Origin of the sequence: Roseovarius spongiae, assembly GCF_003651245.1 — a bacterium.
Lineage (GTDB): Bacteria > Pseudomonadota > Alphaproteobacteria > Rhodobacterales > Rhodobacteraceae > Roseovarius > Roseovarius spongiae.
In genome coordinates this window covers 252,110-271,495 of record NZ_RAPE01000002.1, presented here as the reverse complement: position 1 = coordinate 271,495, position 19,386 = coordinate 252,110, and the positions used below count along the sequence as shown (strand labels likewise).

General features: G+C 67.8%; 18 protein-coding genes. 2 read left to right on the top strand and 16 right to left on the bottom strand.

Features of this window, described 5'->3' with window-relative positions:
- Positions 1–427: 427 nt before the first annotated feature.
- The 9 genes from acuI to D6850_RS08030 all read right to left on the bottom strand — a co-directional run bounded on the left by acuI (position 428) and on the right by D6850_RS08030 (position 8,067).
- Positions 428–1,417 (bottom strand): acryloyl-CoA reductase, encoded by a 990-nt coding sequence (acuI, locus tag D6850_RS08070; RefSeq protein ID WP_121165676.1) that lies wholly within the window; start codon positions 1,415–1,417, stop codon positions 428–430.
- A gap of 50 nt (positions 1,418–1,467) precedes the next feature.
- Positions 1,468–2,574, bottom strand: a complete 1,107-nt coding sequence (locus D6850_RS08065; RefSeq protein ID WP_166434014.1) for a dimethylsulfoniopropionate demethylase — start codon at positions 2,572–2,574, stop codon at positions 1,468–1,470.
- Positions 2,571–3,086, bottom strand: a complete 516-nt coding sequence (locus D6850_RS08060; protein ID WP_245964133.1) for a DinB family protein — start codon at positions 3,084–3,086, stop codon at positions 2,571–2,573. The genes D6850_RS08065 and D6850_RS08060 overlap by 4 nt, the downstream gene beginning before the upstream one ends.
- Positions 3,083–3,718: a DUF1326 domain-containing protein gene (locus D6850_RS08055; RefSeq protein WP_121165672.1), complete on the bottom strand. Its 636-nt coding sequence runs from the start codon at positions 3,716–3,718 to the stop codon at positions 3,083–3,085. The genes D6850_RS08060 and D6850_RS08055 overlap by 4 nt, the downstream gene beginning before the upstream one ends.
- A gap of 3 nt (positions 3,719–3,721) precedes the next feature.
- Positions 3,722–4,522, bottom strand: a complete 801-nt coding sequence (locus D6850_RS08050; protein ID WP_121165670.1) for a DUF2182 domain-containing protein — start codon at positions 4,520–4,522, stop codon at positions 3,722–3,724.
- A gap of 194 nt (positions 4,523–4,716) precedes the next feature.
- Positions 4,717–4,965, bottom strand: coding sequence for a DUF2842 domain-containing protein (locus D6850_RS08045; protein WP_121165668.1), 249 nt, complete (start codon positions 4,963–4,965; stop codon positions 4,717–4,719).
- Complete coding sequence (locus tag D6850_RS08040) at positions 4,965–6,260, bottom strand: adenylosuccinate synthase (protein ID WP_121165666.1); 1,296 nt, start codon at positions 6,258–6,260, stop codon at positions 4,965–4,967. The genes D6850_RS08045 and D6850_RS08040 overlap by 1 nt, the downstream gene beginning before the upstream one ends.
- Positions 6,261–6,352: 92 nt before the next feature.
- Positions 6,353–7,090 carry a transporter substrate-binding domain-containing protein gene (locus tag D6850_RS08035; protein WP_121165664.1) on the bottom strand — a complete coding sequence of 246 codons (738 nt, stop codon included), beginning with the start codon at positions 7,088–7,090 and terminating at the stop codon, positions 6,353–6,355.
- 29 nt (positions 7,091–7,119) lie between these two features.
- Positions 7,120–8,067 (bottom strand): arginase family protein, encoded by a 948-nt coding sequence (locus tag D6850_RS08030; protein ID WP_166434021.1) that lies wholly within the window; start codon positions 8,065–8,067, stop codon positions 7,120–7,122.
- Between the two features lie 217 nt (positions 8,068–8,284).
- Here D6850_RS08030 and secG point away from each other — a divergent pair, with 217 nt between their 5' ends.
- Together secG and D6850_RS08020 are read left to right on the top strand one after the other, a co-directional pair.
- Positions 8,285–8,656, top strand: coding sequence for a preprotein translocase subunit SecG (gene secG / locus D6850_RS08025; RefSeq protein WP_121165660.1), 372 nt, complete (start codon positions 8,285–8,287; stop codon positions 8,654–8,656).
- Positions 8,657–8,827: 171 nt separating this feature from the next.
- Positions 8,828–10,471 (top strand): CTP synthase, encoded by a 1,644-nt coding sequence (locus tag D6850_RS08020; RefSeq protein WP_121165658.1) that lies wholly within the window; start codon positions 8,828–8,830, stop codon positions 10,469–10,471.
- A 70-nt stretch (positions 10,472–10,541) separates the two neighbouring features.
- Here D6850_RS08020 and recN read toward each other — a convergent pair whose 3' ends face one another.
- The 7 genes from recN to D6850_RS07985 all read right to left on the bottom strand — a co-directional run bounded on the left by recN (position 10,542) and on the right by D6850_RS07985 (position 19,365).
- Positions 10,542–12,188 carry a DNA repair protein RecN gene (gene recN, locus D6850_RS08015; protein ID WP_121165656.1) on the bottom strand — a complete coding sequence of 549 codons (1,647 nt, stop codon included), beginning with the start codon at positions 12,186–12,188 and terminating at the stop codon, positions 10,542–10,544.
- Positions 12,189–12,229: 41 nt separating this feature from the next.
- Positions 12,230–13,093, bottom strand: coding sequence for an outer membrane protein assembly factor BamD (locus D6850_RS08010; RefSeq protein WP_121165654.1), 864 nt, complete (start codon positions 13,091–13,093; stop codon positions 12,230–12,232).
- Between the two features lie 145 nt (positions 13,094–13,238).
- Positions 13,239–14,159, bottom strand: a complete 921-nt coding sequence (gene lpxC, locus D6850_RS08005) for a UDP-3-O-acyl-N-acetylglucosamine deacetylase (RefSeq protein ID WP_121166845.1) — start codon at positions 14,157–14,159, stop codon at positions 13,239–13,241.
- Between the two features lie 257 nt (positions 14,160–14,416).
- On the bottom strand, positions 14,417–16,078 hold the full coding sequence (gene ftsZ / locus D6850_RS08000; protein WP_121165652.1) for a cell division protein FtsZ: 1,662 nt from the start codon (positions 16,076–16,078) through the stop codon (positions 14,417–14,419).
- A 173-nt stretch (positions 16,079–16,251) separates the two neighbouring features.
- Entirely contained in the window at positions 16,252–17,586 is a 1,335-nt protein-coding gene (gene ftsA / locus D6850_RS07995) for a cell division protein FtsA (protein WP_121165650.1), read from the bottom strand.
- Positions 17,579–18,457 (bottom strand): cell division protein FtsQ/DivIB, encoded by an 879-nt coding sequence (locus tag D6850_RS07990; RefSeq protein ID WP_121165647.1) that lies wholly within the window; start codon positions 18,455–18,457, stop codon positions 17,579–17,581. Before D6850_RS07990 ends, ftsA begins: the two co-directional genes overlap by 8 nt.
- Positions 18,445–19,365 carry a D-alanine--D-alanine ligase gene (locus tag D6850_RS07985; protein WP_121165645.1) on the bottom strand — a complete coding sequence of 307 codons (921 nt, stop codon included), beginning with the start codon at positions 19,363–19,365 and terminating at the stop codon, positions 18,445–18,447. Before D6850_RS07985 ends, D6850_RS07990 begins: the two co-directional genes overlap by 13 nt.
- Between the last annotated feature and the right edge of the window lie 21 nt (positions 19,366–19,386).

Below are 19,386 nucleotides of genomic sequence, written 5' to 3'. Positions count from 1 at the left end.
GGAATTCATGGCACGCAACAAAAATCTATCCGCCAACCTACAGGATGTTGTTCTTGGAGTGGCCAAAAAACAACATAGTGGGGGTGTGAGAGAGAGGGAAAACGCACAACTTAGCGGAGCACGGCGTCAACCACACCATATATGGTGCTCACTTAGGAGCAGAAATTCTTCCCATGATTTCCCGAATATTTCCGGAACGCCCCTCTTATGATCCGCCTGGCGCCGGATTCTCCCCCGCCGATGCAGAAACCAGGGCGCGAATCCCGACTCACGGCCGCGTGATTCGTCCGTGATTCCCCGTGACGGCCCCGAATCCCGCTGCTTCGGCCCGGCGCGCGACTCGGTCGTCCCACGATTTCCCGCGCCGCGCATGAAAAAACCCCGGCACCGCGCGCCGGGGTCCGCCCTTGTCGCCCTGAAGCGTCCGTCAGGCGTTCACATCGACCACCACGCGGCCCTTGACCCGACCCTTGAGGATATCCGCCCCGAGCTGCGGCAGGTCCGACAGCGTCGCGGGCTGCACCATCGTCTCGAGCTTCTCCATCGGCAGGTCCTCGGCGATCCGGCCCCACGCGCGCACACGGCTGTCATAGGGCTGCATGACCGAATCGATGCCCAGCAGGTTGACCCCACGCAGGATGAAGGGCGTGATCAGCGCGCCCTCGATCGCCGGCCCGCCGGCCAGCCCGATGGCGGCCACGGATGCGCCGTATTCCATCTGCTTGAGCACCCGGCCCAGCATCGCCCCCGCAACCGCGTCGACGCAGCCGCCCCAACGTTCGCTTTCCAGCGGCTTCCTCGTCACCTCGGTCAGCTCTTCGCGCGCCACGATCTCGCTTGCGCCGAGGCCGCGCAGGTAGTTCTCCTGTTCGGGGCGGCCGGTCACCGCGGCCACCTCGTGGCCGAGACCGGCGAGGATCGCCGTCGCGACGGATCCGACGCCGCCGGCCGCTCCGGTGACCAGGACCGGCCCCGATTTCAACCCGTGATCCTCGAGCGCCATAACCGCCAGCATCGCGGTGAACCCGGCGGTTCCCACCGCCATCGCCTGGCGCGTATCGAGCCCATCGGGCAGCGGCACCAGCCAGTCGGCCTTGACCCGCGCCTTCTGCGCGTAGCCGCCCCAATGGGCCTCGCCCACGCGCCAGCCGGTCAGCACCACCTTGTCGCCGGGTTTGTAGCGATCGTCATCCGACGCCTCCACCGTGCCGGCGAAATCGATTCCCGGCACATGCGGGTATTTGCGCACCAGTCCGCCTCCGGGTCCGATGCAAAGCCCGTCCTTGTAGTTCACCGTCGAGTATTCCACCGCGACCGTCACCTCGCCCTCGGGTAGCCGGTCCTCGCCGATCTGCTGCACGGATGCGGATGTCTTGCCGCTTTCCTCGTCCTTCTCGACCACAAGTGCGTTGAACATGTCGTGCTCCCTTGTCTTTCAGTGTTTCATGGATATCCGAATTCCGACCGTCAGGCCCAGAACCCGTCCCGGATCACGGCGCGATACCGCCCGGCTTGCGTTTCGACCTCGAATTCAGCGCCTGCGTCCCAGTGACCGCGCGACACCATGCCGATGGCGACGCCGCCGCCGAAATCGGGCGATATCGCCGCCGATGTGATCTGTCCCACATGCGCCGCCCCCACGTAGAGCGGCCAGGCGCGGTCGCAGGGCGGCAGGCTGTCGGCCTCGATCGCGATGGGCCGGATGCGCCGCGCGGGGCCGGTCTCGCGTTGGGCCGCAAGCGCGGCGCCGCCGATGCAGTGATCCAGCCGGCCTGCGTCCACATACCGGTCGAGCCCGCATTCCAGCGGCGAGTTCGCGGTCGTCATGTCGTTGCCGTAGCTGAGCAACCCGCCCTCGATCCTCTCGATCAGGTTCGGGCAGCCCGCGCGCACCTCGAGGTCCGCGCCCGCCTCCATCAGCGCCTCCCAGAGCGGCATCCCGCGCGCGTGACCCTCGACATAGATCTCGAAGCCGCCCTGCTTGGAATAGCCCGACCGCGTCACGACGAAATCGTGGTCGCGGAACCTGAACCGTCCCGCGCCGAAGAACCGAAGGTCGCAGACCGCGTCGCCAAAGACCCGGGCCATCAGCGCCTCGGCCTTCGGACCCTGCACCGCGAGCGGCGACACGTCGGGTTCGCTCACCGTCAGGTCGAATCCGTGCGCGATCGCCAGCCCCTTGATCCACAGCAAAAGGTCGCTGTCGGCGATCGAGACCCAGAACGCATCCGCATCGACCTGCAACAGCACCGGATCGTTGAGCATCCCGCCATCCGCATCCACCACCGGGATATAAAGCCCGCGGTTTAGCCGAAGCTTCGACAGGTCGCGCGGCGTCAGGACCTTGAGCAGCTGCACCGCCCCCGGCCCGCGCAGTTCGACCTGCCGCTCCGCGGACACGTCCCAAAGCTGCACGTGATCCTTCAGGTGACGGTAATCGGCCTCGACGCTTTCGAAGGCGGCAGGCAGCAGCATCCGGTTGTAGACGGTATAGGCGCTCACGCCCGCCGCCTCGACCCCGTCCGAGAACGGCGTGCGCCGCAGACGGCGCGATGGCGCGAGACGCGCGCTCACAGTCCGACATCCTCGGGCATGAACACGAGGTCGGTGTCGCCCGGCCGCGCCCCCGCCGCCGTCAGCATCGCGTGGATCTGCCCGCGGTGGTGGGTCTGGTGGTTGAAGAAATGCGCGACGCATTGCCACGTCGGCAGGCTTACCTCCCGCCCGGCGGCGCGCGAATGCCAGGTCAGCTCGCCGCTCAGCGCCTCAATGTCGAGCCGCCCGGCCCAGCCGAGGATGCGCCGGTCGGCCGCGTCGCGCGCGTCCTCGAACGCCGCCCAGTCCGTGCAGAGCGCCGCGCTCTCCGCGATGCCGCCCTCGGGCGCGTCCCAGCCGTCCACCCGCGACATCCACAGCCGGTCGGCCCAGAGGAGATGGCTGAACGTGCCCATGATCCCGCCGAAGAACGCGCCGCGATCCGCCAAGCGCGCCGCGTCGTCCAGCGTGTCCGCCGCCGCCATCAGCGACGCGTTCTGCCACATGTTGTACCGCGCCATCATCGCGCAATAGGAGGGCGAGACGATCATCGCGCCGGCCTGCTGCCCCAGTCGATGGGGCAGATCTCGGCCGATTTGCCGCCGAAATCCCAAACCCGGCCATAATCGCGCACCCGGCTCTTGAGCCCGCGGGCCGCGATCACGTCCGGCCCCATCCAGTAGCGCGTGTTGGTCATGGTCACGGGCTCATCGGGGTTGGCGCCCTCGAGCATCTCGATCTCGCCCTGGATGCGGCGGCCGATCCGGATGCTGCGCCGCCTGCCCTCGCGCTCGATCACGACCGGCTGACGCTCGACCCCGATGATCTCGGAGACGAGCATGGTGAAGAGGCCCGTGGTTCCGCCCGCCTTGCCCGAAAAAATCTGGCAGATGCCGTCATGGGCGGCGTCGTTCGCGCCCTCGTCGACATAGAGCGCGACCTTCCAGCCGCCCTCGCCCATGCGTCCGGGAATATCGGCGAGGATGCCGACGTTGAGCCCGCCCAGATCCTCGCCCTCGTAATGGCCCTCGTCGATCGCGATCGCCATCCAGGCGTGGCAGTGCCCTTCGGTCGGGGGATGCGCGCCGAGGCTCACCACGCAGGGGCAGAACACCTCGCATGAACAGTTGAGGAACAGCTCCCCCTTGAGCGCCCACTCGGGGCCCGTTTCCGCATCCGCCATGTCTTATCCTCCGCTCATCAGCGACGCGGCCAGGACGGCCCCCCCGCCCAAAATCAATAGCACACCCATCGGCCGCGTCACCCGCCGCCCGATCTGCGGCAGCTTTTCGAGCACCATGAACAGCGTCGCAAGCCCCATCCAGGCCAGGTTCATCACCCCGCCGACGAATCCCAGCGCCATGAACCCCCAGCAGCAGCCGACGCAGAACGCGCCAAGGCCAAGCCCCATGCTCAACCCGCCCGCGGCGCCGCTGCGCCAGTGGCCGAGGAAATAGGTCATCGGGCTGTGGCAGACGCCGTGGCAGGCCTCCTTCACGCGGCTGAACTGGAACGCGCCCACGACGATCAGCAGCCCGCCCGCCACGAGGGACGAGCGCGCGATGCCCAGCATATCCACCACGCCGCCGTAAAGCAGCGCCAGTTGCGCCAGCGTGATGAGCGCGGCGAACCCGACCCAGACGATGGAATAGCCCGCCAGCACCCCCAGCCATCCGGCGCGCGTGCCGTCGGCGGAAGCCATGAGGTCTTCGTAGCTGCGCAGCGTCGGCACCAGCGTCGGCAGCATCATCGCCGCCATCATGATCGCCCACATCGCGAAAAGCGGCGCGAAGCGCGCCATTGGCATGTCCATCGGCATCCGCGGATCCATCGCCGCCATGCGCGCGCCTTCGGCGCCGGGACGGCCCAGCAGGTCGAGATCCATGTCCATCGCCATGACATACATCACCCACCACGCGGCCAGTATCGCGGCGAAGAAGCCGAGCCACGCCAGGCTGCGGACGGGCGCGGCGAGAAGCGTGCGCATGAAACGTCATCCCCCGGTCGGGTTGCGGATCCGATCTTGCGAGGATGTCAGATGCGCCGCCGGCTGACAAACGCAAAACACGCGCGCCACTCCGGCGGCGCCCCACGGAACAGGCTTTTCATACCTCCGGCAGGGATATTCCAGGCAAGAAGAAGCAGCGGAGCTGCGCTTTCTCTCGGGTGAAATACCCGAAATCAGCCCTCTCGTCCGGGACCGTCCTCGGGGGGTGTCGCATCCGGGTCGGCCTTGCCCACGCCGAGAAAGACGAAGCGGAATGGCAGCATCCACAGGAACCCGAGAGTCACGTAGATCAGCAGTTCCACCCAGAAGGACGGCCGGTCGAGCCAGTCCACGACCGTGACCGCGATCACGACATAGGCTGGCAACCCGATCAGCAGGATCACCAGCGACCAGCGGCGCCGCGCTTTGTAGCTCAGCGCCATCAGTCGGCGAACGGGTCGGTGACGAGGATGGTGTCCTCGCGTTCGGGCGAAGTGGACAGCATCGCGACCGGGCAGTCGATCAGCTCCTCCACGCGGCGGACATACTTGATCGCGTTGGCCGGCAGGTCGACCCAGCGGCGCGCGCCTTCGGTCGATTCGCTCCAGCCGGGCATGTCCTCGTAGACGGGGGTGCAGCGCGCCTGTTGTTCGGCGGCCGTCGGCAGGTAGTCGAGCCGCTCGCCGTCAAGCTCGTAGCCGGTGCAGATGCGCAGCGTCTCGAACCCGTCGAGCACGTCGAGCTTGGTCAGCGCGATGCCCTTGACGCCGCTCGTCGCGCAGGTCTGGCGCACGAGGGCCGCGTCGAACCAGCCGCAGCGCCGCTGCCGCCCGGTGACGGTGCCGAATTCGCGCCCCCGCTCGCCGAGGCGCTGGCCGTTCTCATCGTCGAGCTCGGTCGGAAACGGACCTTCGCCAACGCGGGTGGTGTAGGCCTTCACGATGCCGAGCACGTAGTTGATCGCGCCGGGGCCGACGCCCACGCCCGTCGCCGCCTGCCCCGCGATCACGTTCGAGGACGTGACAAAGGGATAGGTGCCGAAATCGATGTCCAGAAGCGCGCCCTGCGCGCCCTCAAACAGGATGCGCTTGCCCGCCTTGCGCTTGTCGCCTAGCACCTTCCAGACGGGGGCGGCGTATTGCAGGATCTCCGGCGCGATCTCCTGCAACTGCGCGATCAGCGCGTCGCGGTCGATGGGCTCGATCCCCAGACCCTTGCGCAGCGGATCATGGTGCTGAAGCGCGCGATCGACCCGCGCCTCGAGCGTGGCCGCGTCGCCGAGATCGGCCACCCGGACCGAGCGCCGCCCGACCTTGTCCTCGTAGGCCGGGCCGATCCCGCGCCCGGTGGTGCCGATCTTCGTGCCCTTGCTCGCCGCTTCCTCGCGGGCGCGGTCAAGCTCACCGTGGATGGGCAGGATGAGCGGCGTGTTCTCCGCGATCATCAGGGTCTCAGGGCTGATATCGACCCCCTGTTCGCGGATCTTGGCGATCTCCTCGACCAGGTGCCACGGATCGAGCACGACGCCATTGCCGATCACGCTGAGCTTGCCGCCGCGCACCACGCCCGAGGGCAGCGCGTTCAGCTTGTAGACCTTGCCGTCGATGACCAGCGTGTGCCCCGCATTGTGCCCGCCCTGGAAGCGCGCGATCACGTCCGAGCGTTCGCTCAGCCAGTCGACGATCTTGCCCTTACCCTCGTCGCCCCACTGGGCGCCCACGACTACCACGTTGGCCATGACGATCCTCTTGCACTCTGGTCAAACCCGCGCCGGTATAACGGCGCGGGCCGCGGGGTGAAACCGCTAAATCGCCGCAGCCGCGCGAGGGATCAGTAGAGGTCGGCCTCTCCCTTGAACCACTTGGTCAGCAATTCGTTGAGCGAGCCGTCCTCCTTCATCTCGCCGATGGCCGAGTCGAACGTGGCGAGGAGTTCGGGGTCGCTTTCGCGGATGCCGATGCCGATGCCGCGCCCGAGCTGCACGTCCTCGCCGATCCAGACCAGTTCGCCGCCCGAGTCCTCGACGATGGGTTCGAGGTATTTTTTGTCCGCGAAGACCGCGTCCGCCTCACCGCTGCGCAGCGCCGAGAGCATCTCGTCCGGGGTGGCGTATTCGATGAGCGTCGAATCGGTTTCGGCGACATAGGCCGATTCCGTGGTGTTGGCCTGCGCCGTGACGACCGCGCCCGACAGGTCGAGGTCCGGGTCCGTGGCGACATAGGCCGAGGTCACAGGCGGGATGTAGTTCTGGGTGAAGTCGATGACCGCGTCGCGTTCATCGGTGATCGACATGCCGGCCATGATCGTGTCGTAATTGCCCGAAACGAGGTTGGGAATGATCGAATCCCAGTCGTTCGTCACCCAGACACAGCTCAGTTCCGCCCGCTTGCACAGCTCGTCGCCCAGTTCGCGCTCGAACCCGTCGACCTCCCCGGCGTCGTTGATGAAGTTGAAGGGCGGATAGGCGCCCTCGGTACCCAGCCGGATTGTGTCCTGCGCTTGGGCAAGGGGGGCTGCGCCCAACGCCAGTGTCGCGGTGATGGCGATCGTATAGATGCCGTTTGTCATCCGAAGTCTCCCTTTGTCTTCGCTTGTCGTCATTGTCCGTGGCGCGCCAGCGCGCCGATGGCGTTGCAGGTGATGCGCGCCGCGGCGATGGCGGAAATCATGTTGCGATCCTCTCCGGGGACCAGCTCCACGATGGAATATCCCGCGAGGCCGCGCGCCTCTATGACCGTGCGCACGAGCGCCGCCAGTTCCTCGAACATGAAGCCGCCGGGCGTGGGCGCGTTGACCGCCGGGCAGACCGAGGTGTCGAAAGCGTCGCAATCGATCTGGATCACGAGGTTCCCACCCTCGGGGATGAGTGCGGCGATCCCCCGCGGCCCGAGTTCCCGCGTCTCGCCCACGGTGACAAGCCGCGCGCCCCAGTCCCGCGCGGCGTCGACCTCGGCCGCGCGGGCGCTGCCGACGCCGCGCATGCCGACCTGCGTGATAGAGCGCACGAAATCATGCTCGGACGCGCGCCGGATGGTGCTGGAATAGCCCATCCGCTCGCCGCCGATGCTGTCACGCCAGTCGATATGCGCGTCGATCTGCAGAATATCGACCGGTCTCCGGTCGCGGAACGCCGCCAGGAAGGGAATCGGCACACTGTCGTCTCCGCCAAGCAGGAAGGGCGTGCCGCCGCGCCCCAGAATGGCGTCCGTCGCCTCTTGGATCGCCGCGCGGTTGGCCGGGCCGTCCTGCGGCGTCAGCGCCAGATCGCCGCAATCGACGAGCCGCCGCCCGCTGTCGGCCAGCAGCGTTCCGCCAAGATCGAAATCGTAGTGGTCGATATTCGATGAGCATTCATTCGCCGCGTCGCGGATCGCCTGCGGCGCGCCCGCGCTCAGCGTCTCCACGGCATAGCTCACTTCGTTGCGGTCGGGATAGGGCGTGCCATGCGGCGCGCCGATCAGGACGAGGTCGGACGCCCCGACCGCGTCCGGCGCGATCCGGGGCTGGTCGAGAAAGCTGCGGAAAAGGGTGGTGGAATCTTGCATGACGATACGCCTGAGCAGTCGGTCGGCCATCGTTTCACCGGACGTCCGTGACGGTATCGCGGCGCAGCATGGGTCAGCCGCCCGGTGCTGTCAAGAAGACGCTCCGCAGCGGTCGGCGGCCGACGCGGCGCTTGCGCCGCTGTTCAACTTGCCGGGTTGCGGGGGCGGGTGGAATTGCATAGATAGCGCGTCAACATCTCGCATCGCAGGCCGCTTCATGGAAAACGTCGTCCTCATCATCCACCTTCTCCTGGCGCTGTCGCTGATCGGCGTCGTGCTGCTGCAACGCTCCGAGGGGGGCGGGCTCGGCATGGGCGGCGGCGGCGGCGGCGCGATGACCGGGCGTTCGGCCGGCACCGCGATGGGCAAGCTCACATGGATCCTGGCCGTCGCCTTCATCTGCACGTCGCTCGCGCTGACGATCATCGCGGCGCAGAACGCCTCGGGCAGTTCCGTGCTCGACCGGATCATGGACGACCCCGGCCCCGCGGCTGCCGAACAGGAGGCGCCCGCCCTGCCCGATGGCGGCGGTTCGCTCCTGCCGCCGGCGGCGGGCGACGATGCGCCGCTGGCGCCGACCGCAGACTGACACCAGCCTTTGCGTGATGCATCCGGCCAACAACAGCATGTTGCGGGCCGGTTGCACAGGCAGGGCGAATCCTGATAGGCTTAAATCCCGTGGGGCGCGGCTTGACGCAGACCGCCCACAGTGCTTTTGGGCTTGCTGAAAACGCCAGTGACACGGGGGGACGCCTAAGACATGGCCCGATATATCTTCATTACCGGCGGCGTCGTTTCCTCCCTCGGCAAGGGGCTCGCCTCCGCCGCGCTCGGCGCGCTGTTGCAGGCGCGCGGCTTCTCGGTCCGCCTGCGCAAGCTCGACCCCTATCTCAACGTCGATCCCGGCACGATGAGCCCGTTCGAACACGGCGAGGTCTTCGTCACCGACGACGGCGCGGAAACCGATCTCGACCTCGGACATTACGAACGCTTCACCGGCGTGCCCGCGCGGATGACCGACTCGGTCAGTTCGGGGCGCATCTATTCCAACGTGCTGGAAAAGGAACGCCGCGGCGACTACCTCGGCAAGACGATCCAGGTGGTCCCGCACGTCACCAACGAGATCAAGGATTTCCTGAAGATCGGCGACGACGAGGTCGACTTCATGCTTTGCGAGATCGGCGGCACCGTCGGCGACATCGAGGGGCTGCCCTTCTTCGAGGCGATCCGCCAGTTCAGCCACGACCTGCCGCAGGGCCAGTGCATCTTCATGCACCTGACGCTGCTGCCCTATCTCGCGGCCAGCGGTGAGTTGAAGACCAAGCCGACCCAGCACTCGGTCAAGGAGTTGCAGTCGATCGGCATCGCGCCCGACATCCTCGTTTGCCGTTCCGAACAGCCGATCCCGGACAAGGAACGCGAGAAGATCGCGCTCTTCTGCAACGTGCGCAAGGAGGCGGTGGTCGCCGCCTACGACCTGAAATCGATCTACGAGGCGCCGCTCGCCTACCATCACGAGGGGCTGGACCAGGCGGTGCTCGACGCGTTCCGGATCTCTCCGGCCCCGCGCCCCGACCTCGCGACCTGGCGGGACGTGGCCGACCGAATCCACAACACCGAAGGCAGCGTCAACGTCGCAATCGTCGGCAAATACGTCCAGCTCGAGGACGCCTACAAGTCCATCAAGGAGGCGCTGACCCATGGCGGCATGGCCAACCGCGTCAAGGTCAACGTCGAATGGGTCGACGCCGAGGTGTTCGACACCGAGGACCCCGCGCCGCTTCTCGAAGGGTTCCACGCCATCCTCGTGCCCGGCGGCTTCGGCGAGCGCGGCACCGAAGGCAAGATCAAGGCCGCGCAATTCGCGCGCGAGCGCCAAATCCCCTATCTCGGCATCTGCCTTGGCATGCAACTGGCCGTGATCGAGGCCGCGCGCAACGTCGCCGGGATCGCGACCGCCGGGTCGGAGGAGTTCGATCACGAACATGGCCGCAAACGCTTTGAGCCGGTCGTCTATCACCTCAAGGAATGGGTGCAGGGCAACGCCAAGGTCCGCCGCAAGGTCGATGACGCGAAGGGCGGGACCATGCGCCTCGGCGCCTATGACGCGACGCTCGCGGAAGGCTCGAGGGTCGCCGAGATCTACGGGGCGACCTCGATCGAGGAACGCCACCGCCACCGCTACGAGGTCGATGTAAAATACATGAAGCAGCTCCAGGAGCACGGCCTGCGTTTTGCCGGCATGTCCCCGGACGGGCGCCTGCCCGAGATCGTCGAATGGAAGGACCATCCCTGGTTCATCGGCGTGCAGTTCCACCCCGAGCTCAAATCGAAACCCTTCGCGCCCCACCCGCTTTTCGCCGATTTCGTGCGCGCCGCGGTCGAAACTTCGCGCCTCGTCTGACGCCGAGCAACGGCCCAGCGCGTTCTTCTTGCTTGAAATATCCCCGCCGGAGGCTCCGCAACGGGCGCGCTCAGCCCATCAGCGCCTCGGCCGCCGCGCGCGCCTCGTCTGTCACGCGGTCGCCCGACAGCATGCGCGCGATCTCGTCCACGCGCGCGCTCGGATCGAGCGGCGTCACCGTCGACAGGGTGCGCCCCTCGGTCACCCGTTTCTCCACGCGCCAATGATGCGCCCCGAGCGCCGCGACCTGCGGTGAATGCGTTACCACGAGAACCTGTCCCCCCTCGGCCAGTTGCGCCAACCGCCGCCCCACCGCGTCCGCCGTGGCGCCGCCGACGCCGCGATCGATCTCGTCGAAGATCAGCGTGAGACCGCTCTGCCCGCCCGTCAGACACACCTTGAGCGCCAACAGAAACCGGCTCAGCTCGCCGCCCGAGGCGATCCGTGCGAGCGGCCCCGACGGCGCGCCGGGGTTGGTGGCGACGGTGAAGGCCACCTCATCGGCGCCATCCGGGCCGGGGTCGGCTGGGGTCATGCGCGTCTCGAACACCGCGCGCTCCATCCTGAGCGGGGCAAGCTCGGCCATCACGGCGGCGTCGAGCCGCGCCGCGGCCTCCTGGCGGGCGCGCCGCAGGGCGTCGGCGGCCGCGTCATAGCGCCCTTGAGCCTCGCGCGCCGCCCCTTGCAGCGCCTCGATCTGCGCATCGCCCGCGTCGAGCGCGGCGAGGCGCGTGCGTAGTTCCTCGGCAAATTCGCCAAGCTCGTCCGGGGCGACCCCGTGCTTGCGCGCAAGGCCGCGGATCGCGAAGAGCCGCTCTTCCGCCGCTTCCAATTCCAGCGGATCGAAGCTCAGCGCCTCGAGGCAGTCCTCGATGCCGCGCCCGGCCTCGTCCAGTTCCACCAGCGCGCGGGCGAGCGCGGCCAGCGGCGCCTCAAGCCGCTCGCCCACCTCGCCCGCCGCCCCTTCGAGCCAGCGAAGTGCGTCCGCCGCGGCGCCCTCCGCCCCGTCCGGCCCCACGGCCTGTCGGGCGCGATCCACGTCGCCGCGCATCTTCTCGGCCCCCTGCATCAGCCGGCGGCGGCTGTCGAGCGCGGCCTCCTCGCCGGGCTGCGGATCGAGCGCGTCGAGCTCCCCGACCGCATGGCGCAGGAAATCCTCCTCCTCGCGCACGGCGGCAAGCGCGGCCTCGGCCTCGGCCAGCGCCTTGCGCGCGGCCGCGCGCGCCTTCCACGCCTGCCGCACCTCGGCGCGGGGTTCGTCGAGACGCCCGAACGCATCCAGAAGCGCGCGGTGCCCGCGCGCGTTCAGCAGCCCGCGGTCGTCATGCTGCCCATGCAGTTCCACCAGCGTCTCGGACAGCTGGCGCAGCACCTCGCCAGAGCAGCGCCGATCGTTGACCCAGGCGGTCTTGCGCCCCTCGGCGGTGTTTACCCGCCGCAGGATGAGTTCATCCCCCCCAGGCAGGCCCGCATCCGCCAGCACGTCCTGCGCCGCATGCCCCGGCGGCAGGTCGAAAACGGCCGTGACCTCGCCCTGCTCGGCCCCGCTGCGCACCAGGTCAGCCCGCCCGCGCCAGCCCAGAACGAATCCGAGACTGTCGAGCAGGATCGACTTGCCCGCGCCGGTTTCCCCGGTCAGCACGTTCAGCCCCGGCTCAAAACGCAGTTCGAGCCGGTCGATGATCAGCATGTCGCGGATATCAAGCGTGCGCAGCATCGGTTGAACCCGTAGGGTGGGGTTTCACCCCACCGCCCCCGTTACAGCCACTCGCCCTTGATCATCTGGCGATAGACCTGGCGCAGCCAGTTGTCGCCGCGCGCCTCGAGCGACAGACCGTTGCGGGTCAGCAGGTCATAGCTGTCCTCGTACCATTCGGTCGCGCGGAAGTTGTGGCCAAGGATCGCGCCCGCGGTCTGCGCCTCGTCGGTGAGCCCGAGCGAGAGATAAGCCTCGACCAGCCGGTGCAGCGCCTCGGGGGTGTGCGAAGTGGTCTGGAAATCCTCGACCACGACGCGGAAGCGGTTGATCGCGGCGGTGAAATGATCGCGGCGCAGGTAGTAGCGGCCGACCTCCATCTCCTTGCCGGCGAGATGGTCGAAGGCGAGGTCGAATTTCAGGATGGCCGAGCGGGCGTATTCGCTGTCGGGATAGATCTCGATCACCTTGCGCAGCGCCTGGAGCGCCTGGAAGGTCAGTCCCTGGTCGCGCCCGACCTCATCGATCTGGTCGTAATAGCTCAGCGCCAGAAGATACTGGGCGTAGGCCGCGTCCTCGTCCGTCGGGTAGAAGTCGATATAGCGCTGCGCGGCGGAGCGGCTCGCCTCGTAATCCTCGTCGAGGTGATGCGCATAGGCCTGCATGATGACCGCGCGCTTGGTGAGGTCGGAATAGGGATAAAGCCGCTCGACCTCGGCAAAGCTCTGGGCGGCGAGTTCGGGGTTGTTCCGGCTGAGATCGTATTCGCCACGCTCGAAGATGGTCTTGGCCGAATAATTCTCGTAATCCAGATCGCCGCGCTCCACGCGCGAGTTGAGGCCCGAGCAGGCGCTTACGGCGGCGGCGATCAGGATCGCCCCGGCCAGCCGCTTCGCAGTGTTCGAGAAGATGTTGCCGAACGTCATGCCGGACCGGTCCCTTTAGCCAAGTAGGGGTTTTGTAGCCCAATCGTCCGGCTGGTGCCAGTCCCGAAATCCGTTGTTTGCGATAGGGTTGCCGCATCATCGCAGGCCGTGCGCAACGGATCGCCGGATGGCGCGCGCGTCCGCGTCACGCGACCTTCGGCAATTCCCCGCGATGCACCCCCGCGCCGGGAAGGCGCGCCGCCTGCACCGCGTCGCAGATCGTCCACTCAAAGGCGTCGGGCCGCGCAAACAGGTTGCGCAGCAACGTGTTGGTCACCGCGTGGCCGGCCCGCGACCCGTGGTAGCGGCCCAGGATCGGCGCCCCGGCCAGCGCGAGATCGCCCAGCGCGTCCAGCATCTTGTGACGCACCGCCTCGTCGTGGTGGCGCAGCCCACCGGGGCTGAGCACCTCGGCGCCGTCGACCACGACCGCGTTCTCGAGCGTCCCGCCAAGCGCGAGCCCGCCGGCGCGCATCGCGTCCACGTCCGCCTTGCGGCAGAAGGTGCGGCTGCTGGCCAGTTCGCGCACGAAGCTGCCATTGGCCATGTTGAGCGATTTCCGCTGCACTCCGATCGCCGCATCGGCGAAATCGATGTCGAAATCGATGGTCAGCGTATCATGCGGCGTGAGGCGCGCCATCGCGTCTCCGGCCCGCGCTTCGACGGGTTTGAGAACGCGCAGCGCGCGCACCGGCGCGTCAAGGCGGCGCAGCCCGCACGCCAGTATGCCGCGCACGAACTCTACGGAGCTGCCGTCGAGAATGGGCGCCTCGGGGCCGTCGATCGTGATCAGCGCGTTATGCACGCCGCAGCCCATCAGCGCCGCCATGACATGCTCTACGGTCGAGACCTGTACGCCCGCGCGGTTCTCCAGCCGCGTGCAGAGCGGCGTCTGCAACACGTTGCTCCAGAGCGCGGGAATGTCGCCCCGCCCGGCCGCGCAATCGGTGCGGCGGAAGGTGACGCCATGGTTCGCCGCGGCGGGCCGAATCGTCAGGCGCGACGCCGCGCCCGAATGCAGGCCGACGCCGTCGAACGAAATAGGAGCGTTTACCGTTGTCTGCACCACATCCTCATGCATCCATGCCACATTTCTTGTCGGGCGGTTAACGCAGGACCTACTGAACGGGCGCCGCGCGCTCAACTCAATCTTTGCAACGGTTTGAAACATGCCCGCCGATGCGGTAGGCGGGTTCCCGCCGAACCAGGCAAGTTCGTTTCAAATCAAAGCGTTGAAGCGGGAAATTCCGAGCGCGGAAATGACGAACGGGCCGCCAGGGGCGGCCCGTTTATTTCATCCCTGTTACAATCAGGCAATGCGCGTCAGTTGGCCTGCCTGCGCAGGAACGCCGGGATTTCGATCTGCTCGTCGCCGTCATCCTCGGGTTCCGGGCGCGAGGGCTGCGCCTGCATGGTGGGCTGCTGGCGGGCCGGGCGCGGCGCTTCCTGTTCGCCGCCATGGCCGGTCATCCGGTTCAGCAGGGAATTGATGCCAAAGCGCGGGCGCTCGGCGCTCTGCTGGTGCTCGGCGCGGGCGGTCTCGGCGGCCTGCTCCTGCTGCTGCGGACGCTGGCGCGATCCGGTCTTGCCGACGGCGGCCTGAAGGCGGGCCATCGCCTCGGGCGAGGGCGTTCCGGCGGCCGGAGCGCGCGGGGCGACGAAATCGTCAAGCCCGTCGTCCTCGGCCTCGTGATGCTGGGGCGCCTCGGCGGCGGGCGGCGTGTAGGCCGGGGGCGGCATGTCGTCCTCTTCGCGCGCGGCGGGAGCGAAGCGCGCGGGTGCCTCGCGCTCGCGTCCGGCGGTCTGCGGCTCGAAGATGTCCTCCATCTGCTCCTCGGCGGCGACGCGCTCGGCGTCGGCCTGCGGGAAGAGCGAGGGCTCCGCCTCGGGCTCCTCGATGCGGGCCGCGGCGGGTTGCTCCTGCGCGGCCGCGGGCTCTTCGGTTTCCTCCGCGCTCACGTGCTGGCGCAACGGCTGCGCGAGCGAGCGGCGCGGCACGGGGATGTCCGAGGTCTTCTCGGTCGCGTCGATCCCGGTGGCGACGACGCTGACGCGCATCATGCCTTCCATCTCCGGGTTCAGCGTGGAGCCGACGATGATATGCGCCTCGGCGTCCACTTCCTCGCGGATGCGGTTGGCGGCCTCGTCGAGTTCGAACAGCGTAAGGTCGTGCCCGCCGGTGATGTTGATGAGAACGCCCTTGGCGCCCTTGAGGCTGATCTCGTCCAGCAGCGGGTTGGCGATCGCCTTCTCGGCGGCCTGGACCGCGCGATCCTCGCCGTCGGATTCGCCGGTGCCCATCATCGCCTTGCCCATCTCGTCCATCACGGCGCGCACGTCCGCGAAGTCGAGGTTGATGAGACCCGGGCGCACCATCAGATCGGTCACGCCCTTCACGCCCTGGTAGAGCACGTCGTCAGCCATCGAGAACGCCTCGGTGAAGGTCGTCTTCTCGTTGGCGAGGCGGAACAGGTTCTGGTTGGGGATGATGATCAGCGTGTCGACCACCTTCTGCAGGCTGTCGACGCCGTCCTCGGCCTGCTTCATCCGCTTGCCGCCCTCGAACTGGAACGGCTTGGTCACGACGCCGACGGTGAGCACGCCCAGCTCGCGCGCGGCCTGCGCGATGATCGGCGCGGCGCCGGTCCCGGTGCCCCCGCCCATGCCGGCGGTGATGAAGCACATGTGCGCGCCCGCGAGGTGATCGACGATCTGTTCGATGCTCTCCTCGGCGGCGGCGGCGCCGATGCTGGCCTTGGCCCCCGCGCCGAGCCCCTCGGTCACCTTGACGCCCAGTTGCACGCGGTTGTCGGCCTTGCTCTGTTGCAGAGCCTGCGCGTCCGTGTTGGCGACGACGAAATCGACACCGTCCAGTTCCTTGTCGATCATGTTGTTGACCGCGTTGCCGCCTGCCCCGCCGACGCCGAACACGGTAATCCGGGGCCTCAGCTCTTCACGACCTGGCACTGTAAGGTTCAATGTCATTGCTCTGTCCGCCTGATGTTACGCCCGGATTCCCGAGCCGTTTTCTGCCTATTCACTCATTATTAGCCATGAAGGGCCGGATCGTCACCTAAAAAAAAGCGCAAAACCCACCAAATATGGCTGTTTTTTTGACAAATTCCGCGAAATTTCGCCGACTCCACCTCATATTGCGGTTACCAGTTGTCCTTGAACCACTTGACCGCCCGCCGGAGCGAGCGCGCCGGGTAGCGGTCGACCGGCAGCTCGAAGTCCCACCATTCGTCCTGCGGGCTCGCCGCAAAGAGGCACATGCCCACCGCGCTGGCGAAGCCCGCCCCGGTCGCCGCCTGCGGCAGGCCGTGCACGCGCAGGGGCCGGCCCAAGCGCACCTGCTGCCCGAGGATGCGGCTCGCCAGCCCGTCGAGGCCGGGGATCTGGCTGCCCCCGCCAGTGAGCACGATCTGCTGGCTGGGCAGCGCGTCGAACCCGGCCGCGTCGAGCCGCGCCCGCACCTCCTCGAGGATCTCCTCGACGCGCGGGCGCATGATGCCGATCAGTTCCGCGCGGCTCACGGTGCGGCGGTCATGGTCCCAATCACCGGTGTCGCCGCCGATCTCGATCATCTCGCGGTCGTCCATACCGGTGGCCACCACGCCGCCGTAGAATGTCTTGATCCGCTCGGCCACGGCGGCGGGCACCTGGAGCCCCATGGAAATGTCGCCCGTCACGTGATCGCCGCCCATGCGCACGCTGTCGGCGTAGATCATGTGCCGCTTGATGAAGATCGACAGGCTCGACGTGCCGCCGCCAAGGTCGATGCAGGCCGCGCCCAGCTCCTGTTCGTCCTCCACCAGGCTGGAAATCCCGCTGACATAGGCCGAGGAGGCCACGCCGGCGAGCTCGAGATCGCAGCGCTTCACGCAATGGGCGAGGTTCTGGATCGCGACGCCGTCCACGGTCAGCATGTGCATGTCGGTCGAGAGCACGTTGCCCATCTGCCCGCGCGGATCGATCAGCCCCGAGCGATGATCGAGCGCGAAGTTGACCGGCTGCGCGTGCAGCACCTCGCGCCCGTCGCCGATATCCGGCACGTCGCAGGCCGAGAGCACGCGGCTCACGTCCTGTTCGGTGACGACGTGCTCCTGCAGCTCCACCTGCCCGGCAAGGCCGTAGCTGCGCGGCTCTGCCCCCGCGAAACAGGCGATCACGTGATCGACCCGCAGGTTGGCCATCTTCTGCGCCGCCTGCACGGCGGTGCGGATGGCGCGCTCGGTCTCGGCCATCGCCTCGATCTCGCCAAAGCGCACCCCGCGCGAGCGGGTGGTCGCGGCGCCGATCACGCGGAACCCCGCCTGCCCGGCCATCGCGCCGATCCCGTCGCTCTCGATCAGACCGTCGGTGCCGTCGAAACGCAGCACGAGGCAGGCGATCTTGGACGTGCCGACGTCCAGCACCGCCACCACCCCGCGCTGCATCGCGGCGCGCCGCATGTTGCGCATCGCGCGTTGGGATTCGTATAGTTCAATCATTGCTCACCTGCCCTGACCCCATGTTGCGCACGCGCCACCAGCTTTCGACGGCGCGTTCCTTCATCCTCAATGTCGGCCGTTGGGCCAGCCGCATGTCGATCGCGGCGATGTCGCGTTCCAGCATGTCCTGGGACTCGTTCAGCACGATCACCCGCTCGAGCGCGCGCACCGGCGTGTCCTCGGGCAGCATGATCCGCTGATCCCGGTCGAGCACCACGTCCCAGCGCCGCTCGCCCATCCGCACGAGGCCGCGCATCCGCGCCCGTAGCGGACCCGCCGCCTGCTGGATCTCGATCGCCTCGGCCACGTGGTCCCGCGCGCCCTCGCCGGTCAGGACCGGCAGGTTCGGGCGGGCGGCGCGCGATTGCGCGGTGGCGATGGTGATCCCCTCGACATCGAGCACCATCAGCCCCTGCGACGTGCGCAGCAGCGCCGCGGGCTGGCGTTCGCGCACCGTCACGGCAAGCACCCCGCCTTGGCGCAGGCGCACCGTGGCGTCGGCGACCGCCGGGAACTCCTCGACCGCAAGGCGCACGGCGTCGAGGTCCATGTCGAACGAACTGGCGGGCAGCGCGTAGGGGAAACTGTCGTGGATATACTCGGCGATGCCGTCGCTCGCGCCCTCGACCGAGAGCAGCTTGACCATGAATTCCGGGCGCGTCTCGATCTGTTCGCGGACGCTGGCGATGGTCGACCACAGGCTCTGCTGCACCTTCGGATCGGACAGGTAGCTGGCGGCGATGGCGAAGCTGAGCGCGAAGGGGATGCCGAACCGCAGCAATCGCCGGTAAAGCGGCGTCAGCAGGATGCGGTGCACCCGGTAGGACCAGCGCGACGGCGCGGGATCGGCGCGGCGGGTCACCGGAGACATGACGCGTCCTCCACCATCCAGCGGCACATCTCGCCGAACGACATGCCCGTCGCGCGCGCCTGCTCGGGCGAAAGCGAGGTGGGCGTCATGCCGGGCTGGGTGTTGGTCTCGAGCAGGATCAGGCCCTCCGTCCCCCGCGCCTCGTCCCAGCGGAAATCGGTGCGGCTCACGCCGCGGCAGCCAAGCGCGCGGTGGGCCCGCAGCGCGTAGTCCATGCAGAGATCGAAAATGTCGGCGGGAATGTCGGCGGGAACCACATGGCGCGACCCTCCGGGCTCGTATTTCGCCGAGTAGTCATACCAGCCGTCGGTGACGATGTCGGTCACGGTCAGCGCGCGGTCGTCCATCACCGTGGTGGTGAGCTCGCGCCCCGGCGCGTAGCTCTCGACCATCACCGCGTCGGGCATGTCCTGCGCAAGCTGCGGCGGGGCGTTGGCGGCCTCGTGGACGATATAGACGCCGACCGAGGAACCTTCGTTGTTGGGCTTGACCACGTAGGGCGGGGCCATGACGTGGCGCGCGCGGACCTCGTCGCGCGGCGCGATAACGCTTTCGACGACGGGCAGACCGGCGGCGCGGTAGGCGGCCTTGCTCGCCTGCTTGTCCATGGCGAGCGCGGAGGCCAGCACGCCGGAATGGGTATAGGGGATCTGCAGCCATTCGAGCAGGCCCTGCACGCAGCCGTCCTCGCCCCAGCGGCCATGCAGGGCGTTGAAGACCACGTCCGGGGCGACGTCGTTCAGACGCATGGCGAGGTCGCGCTCCGCCGGGAGTTCAACCACGTCGAAGCCTTCATCCCTCAGTGCGGCGGCGCATTCATGCCCGGACGACATCGACACGGCATGTTCCGCCGACGGGCCGCCCATTATCACCGCAACTTTCGGGGCTGTTCTGCTCGAACCAACCACCTTATTGCCTCAAAGTCCGGG